The following is a 4,477-nucleotide window of genomic DNA, read 5'->3' as shown; positions in this document are numbered from 1 at the left end:
CCCCTCCCCGCGGCGCCCCCCGCCCCCGGGGCGCGGCCCCGGGCGGGGGGGGGCCGCGGGCCGGGCCCGCTTCCACCGCCTGTGCTGGCGTCAACGCGTGCGCGTCACGCCGTCCGTGACCTCAGATGGTCGCGGATCGTTCTGACCGGCGGCGTTGAAGCCGTCAGGCGAATCTGTAGACCGGTCGGCCCCGGTCATCCGGCTTCCAGATGCTCGGAAGCCGGATCCTGGAAGGCCGGCCATTCCAGGCACCGCCGTTCGGGCCGGTGGCGGGAAGCCCCCACTTCCAGACGCCGTCCGGCTTCCAGATCGGGTCGGTGACGGGAAGCGGCTGCTTCCAGACACCGCCGTTGACGGTCCGGGGGCCGATGTGGAGGCCGTGGCGGTGGAAGGCCCGGAGAGCGGCGAGGGACGCCCCCACCACCAGCCCGGCGCCGATCCATCCGAAGAGTCCCGGCGACCCGCCGGTCCCGACGACCACGCCGACGAGGCATGCCAGCACCGGGTTGAGGCACTTCACCGTGCTGATCAACCCATCGTCCGACTGGACGAGGTCGAAGGCGCGGACGTGCAGCTTGTTGGCGATCATGTTCAGGAGCGACGTGACCACCACGGTCGACAGCACGTACCAGGTCACCCAGTGATCGTCGGTCCAGACGAGGACGGGCACCCCGACCAGGCAGGCGCCCGCCCAGCAGTTGAGCTCGACGACCCGGGAGAGCAGCCCCATCTCGGTCAGCTTTCCCGAGGCGATCGTGCCGTTGACGCCGATGACGGCGGCCACGCCCGTCAGGGCCAGGCCCAGGATCCCCGTCCCGCCCGTGAACGGCCTGGTCAGCATGGTGACCCCGGCCAGGCCGATCACGAACCACAGGACGTGCCATCGTCGGCGTGACCCGTGCGTGGAGAAGAACAGCCGCCACGTCGCCAGGGCGAGCGCGCCGAGCGTCATGACCGTCATCAGGGTTCCGATGCTCACACGCTCCAGCGCGGCCTGGTGGACCTGCCCCTGGAAGGTGCTGGGAACCACCATGACGAGCACCCACTTCCAATGGCGTCGCCTCCACCGGACCTTGGCACGCGGTTGCTTCGCCCTGCCAGGCGAAAGACGCGTGGCCAGGCTGAAGAAAACGGCCCCGAAAATTGTGATCAGTGCACCCACGGGCGCCGCCGAGTGCTCGGGGTAGAGCCGCGTCGCGTACGCCGCTCCCGCCGATACGCAAATCAGGGAGAGCGCTTCAAAGAGCGCCCCCCAAAGTCTGCTCATGAGGGATCTCCTTTGTTCCGGCCGGCTGTTCGCCGGCACCCGACCACATCGGCCAGGCGAAGGAGACCGTCCCGGACAAGACGCCCAGCGCAATTTGGGTCGACCGGTCGGCGGTCGTTCCCCGGCTCAGACGGACCCCGGGGGGACGGTGGAGACAAGGGCGGGGACGCCGCGGAGCGCGCGGCGTCCCCGTGGTCGTCGGCGGTCAGCGGGCGGGGGTGGCTCCGAGCTTGTTCACCCAGCCCTGGCTCTCGAAGGCCAGGTACTCACTGCCGGCCTTCTTGCCGGGAAGGGCGGTGTACTGGTCCTCGAAGTCGAGGAGGTGGGCGGTCTTACGGTCCACGACCAGCCGCACGCTGGTGCCCTTGGCGGTAATGGCCACGCCGGGCCTGCCCAGCCGGTCCGTGATCTGTCCGGTGACGTGCACGGACGGGGTGCGCGCCAGGATCCGGTAGAGGGCCGCCCGGGTGCCGGGGGTGGTCGGGGCCATGAACAGGTCCCAGGCGCTGACGAAGACGTACTGGCCGAAATCCGCCGGGGCGGTGTAGCCGTGCGCACCGCCCCGGCGGTCCTGCCGCCAGAGCCTGCGCAGGTAGCTCTCCAGAGCGCTGTCGGTCGCCGGCAGCTTCGCGATCGTCTTCCACTCGATCTCGTGGGACCCGATGACGGGGTTCACCAGGTGCGAGCCCTTGCTGTAGGTGACCATGCGGGGCTTCGAGACGGTCGTGCCGTCGTTGACGTCGAGCGGGGGCGAGCCCGCCGCCTTCCAGGCCGCCTCGTCCTTCTTCGTGGGGAAGGTGACCTTGATGTCCAGCGGTCCGTTCGTACCGAAGCGCATGCCGGTCCCGGCCTGGGCGCACGCCCAGTCCTCGACGCTGCTCGCGGTCCGCGCCTGGAAGTTCTGGAGCCTGCCCATGGGCTTGCCCGCGGGCGTCGGCACGCCCGCGCCGGGCTTGAAGGGCATGATGTCCTGCCACATGCGGGTCCGCTTGTACCAGCAGGTCCCGCGGGTGGCGGGCTGCTTGGCGGCCGTCGTCGCGCTGGCCAGCAGGAAAGTGCGGGTGTCGAGCGTCCCGTCGTGTCCGGCGCCGGGGGCGTCGCCGGGGCCGTCCGACGGCACGGCGACGGCCAGCGCCGTCGCGGCCACCGCCACCGCGGCCACGCCGGCGAGGGCCAGCCGCCGGACCGGCCGCCGCGCCGGGACCAGGCGCGAGTTCACGGTCGAGGCGTCGGCGCGCGCACGGACCTGAGCCACGTCGGGGCGCCGCGCGTAGGCGTCGTCGGCGAGTTCGGCGACCGCCGCGGGCTTCAGGGCGGCGATCAGGTTGTCGAGTTCGTCCTGCTTCACTACTTCTCCTGGATGACTCGCGGGCGCGGGGCGCGTCCTTGCGCTCGCGCGGGGCTTTCCTGGGACGCCTCGATCGCCCTGGCCAGCCGGCGGCGTCCCCGGTGCAGCCGGACGACGAAGGCGGTGCGGGAGCACCCCGCGGCGCGGGCCGCCTCCGCGGGGCCGAGCCCGTGCCAGGCGGTCAGGGCGACCGCTTCGGCCTCCTTGGGCGGAAGGGCCCGCAGGGCGGCCAGCGCCTGGTCGCGGGCGATGAGGTGCTCGGCGACGTCCCAGGCGTGCAGGTCGGCGTCGGTGGTGAGGCCGGCCAGCCGGTCCGCCAGTCCGCGCGCCCGGCCCGCCGCGCCGTGCGACCGGCGGACCACGTTCCTGGCCACGCCCAGCAGCCACGGCAGCGCCTGGTCGGGGATCTCGTCGATCTTCCGCCACGCGACGGTGAACACCTCGCCCGTCAGGTCCTCGGCGGCCTGGGGGGCGGCCCGCAGCACCACATAGCCGAAGACGTTGCGGTAGTGCGTCTCGTAGAGGCGGGTGAATCGGGCTTCTTGCTCGTCCACGCCACCTCCTCTCTTCTCGGGACCGTTACGCCGAGAAGTCGGAGAAGGCCCCGGCGGATTACATGGCGGGCCGGGAATCCTTCACCGATCACGTCGCGCCGGGTCAGGCGCGGTCCGGCGAACGGGGCAGCCGCAGGACGAACGTCGCGCCCCGGCCCGGCTCGCTTCGCACCGCCGCGGATCCGCCGTGCGCCTCGGCCAGCTGCCGCACGATGGCCAGGCCCAGTCCGCTGCCGCCGGTCTGCCGGCTGCGCGACTTCTCGGCCCGCCAGAACCGGTCGAAGACGTGCGGCAGGTGCTCGGGCGCGATGCCCGGCCCGGTGTCGGCGACCTCGATCAGCACGTCGTCGCCGTCGTCGGACGCCCGCAGGCTCACCCGCCCGCCGGCCGGCGTGTAGCGGACCGCGTTCGCGAGCAGGTTGCCGACCGCCTGCCGCAGCCGTACCGGATCGGCGTCCAGATGCGGCCGACCGGTCACCTCGGCGGTCAGCGTCAGCTCGGCGGCCTCGGCCGCGGCCCGGTACACGGTCGCGATCTGCTCGACCAGGTCGGCCACGTCGACCGGCTCGGGATGCAGCCGCAGCTTGCCCACGTCGGCGAGCGCGAGCTGCTGGAGGTCGTCGACGATGTGCTGGAGCAGCGTGGCCTCCTCGACCAGCGAGGCGGTCAGCGCCGGGCCCAGGTCGGCCACGCCGTCCTGGGCGGCCTCCAGCCAGCCCCGGATGTTGCTCAGCGGCGTCCGCAGCTCGTGCGACACGTCGCTGACCATCGCCCTGCGCTGCCGCTCCATGCGGTCCAGGTGCTCGGACATCTCGTTGAACGCGGCGCCGAGCTCGCCGACCTCGCCCTTGGCGCGCACCGTGACCCGCGCCGAGCCGTCGCCGGCCCGCATCCGCCGGGCCGCCGCGGTGACCGCCCGCACCGGCCGCGCCAGCCGGGTGGCGACGAGGACGCTGACCCCGACCGCCAGGACGAGGATCACCGCGGTGACCCCCGCGATGCCGTACGGGTCGATGGCGGGCGCGCGGTCCTCCACCGAGCCGATGTAGAGCAGCGCGGCCGGCGCGACGTACGACTTCAGCTGGGTGCGGCGCGCCGTGGCCAGGCACTCGGCGGCGGGCGCCGGAGCGGCCGGCGTGCCGGTCTCGTCCAGCCACACGTCGACCCGGCTTCCGTGGCACTCCCGGACCAGGGCGGCGAGCTGGTTGAGGGCGCGCTTCTCGGTGGCGGTGGGCCCGGGCGCGTCCGGCGAGCACGACGCGGGCGTCGGCGCGGGTTCCGGCGCCGCGGTGGGCGGGCTCGCCGGCC

The 4,477-nt window shown here is 73.2% G+C and carries 4 protein-coding genes; all 4 read right to left on the bottom strand.

Annotated features, from left to right (window positions below; translation table 11 throughout):
- Positions 1-163: 163 nt before the first annotated feature.
- A complete protein-coding gene (locus AB0K37_RS40460; protein WP_363991093.1) occupies positions 164-1,033 on the bottom strand; it encodes a hypothetical protein in 870 nt (289 codons plus the stop codon).
- A gap of 439 nt (positions 1,034-1,472) precedes the next feature.
- On the bottom strand, positions 1,473-2,615 hold the full coding sequence (locus tag AB0K37_RS40455; protein ID WP_363991090.1) for a hypothetical protein: 1,143 nt from the start codon (positions 2,613-2,615) through the stop codon (positions 1,473-1,475).
- The gene (locus tag AB0K37_RS40450) at positions 2,615-3,169 is read right to left on the bottom strand and encodes an RNA polymerase sigma factor (RefSeq protein WP_363991088.1); all 555 of its coding nucleotides are present in this window, start codon (positions 3,167-3,169) and stop codon (positions 2,615-2,617) included. Before AB0K37_RS40450 ends, AB0K37_RS40455 begins: the two co-directional genes overlap by 1 nt.
- A 103-nt stretch (positions 3,170-3,272) precedes the next feature.
- Positions 3,273-4,477, bottom strand: a 1,205-nt coding sequence (locus tag AB0K37_RS40445; protein WP_363991085.1) for an ATP-binding protein, incomplete at its 5' end; no start/stop codon positions are given.

The sequence above is a fragment of the Actinomadura sp. NPDC049753 genome (genome assembly GCF_040674655.1).
Taxonomy (GTDB): domain Bacteria; phylum Actinomycetota; class Actinomycetes; order Streptosporangiales; family Streptosporangiaceae; genus Spirillospora; species Spirillospora verrucosospora.
Note: the sequence above shows the minus strand (reverse complement) of the source record. Positions and strands in the feature narration are given on the sequence as shown.

What these genes read in the sequence shown, in the direction of transcription:
- AB0K37_RS40460 (WP_363991093.1), bottom strand. Translation starts at nt 1,033, where the DNA reads ATGGTGGTTCCCAGCACCTTCCAGGGGCAGGTCCACCAGGCCGCGCTG.